The 263-nt window shown below is 68.8% G+C and carries 1 protein-coding gene; it reads right to left on the bottom strand.

Going from position 1 to position 263, the window contains the following annotated elements; translation table 11 throughout:
- A partial coding sequence (locus BBH68_RS32910) for an AAA family ATPase (RefSeq protein ID WP_141713119.1) occupies positions 1–263 on the bottom strand: 263 nt, incomplete at both ends.

The raw sequence follows: 263 nt of genomic DNA on the forward strand, positions 1-263 counted from the left end.
ATGTTGAAGACGTCGGCGTGGCCCTTTTCGATCTCGTCGAACAGCAGCAGCGAGTACGGCTGCCGGCGCACCGCCTCGGTGAGCTGTCCGGCTTCCTCGTGGCCGACGTAGCCGGGCGGGGCGCCGATGAGCCGGCTGACGGTGTGCTTCTCCTGGTATTCGCTCATGTCCAGGCGGACCATGCGGTCCTCGCTGCCGAACAGCGCCTCGGCCAGGGCGCGGGCCAGTTCGGTCTTCCCGACCCCGGTGGGCCCCAGGAACAG

The sequence above is a fragment of the Streptomyces sparsogenes genome, assembly GCF_001704635.1.
Lineage (GTDB): Bacteria > Actinomycetota > Actinomycetes > Streptomycetales > Streptomycetaceae > Streptomyces > Streptomyces sparsogenes.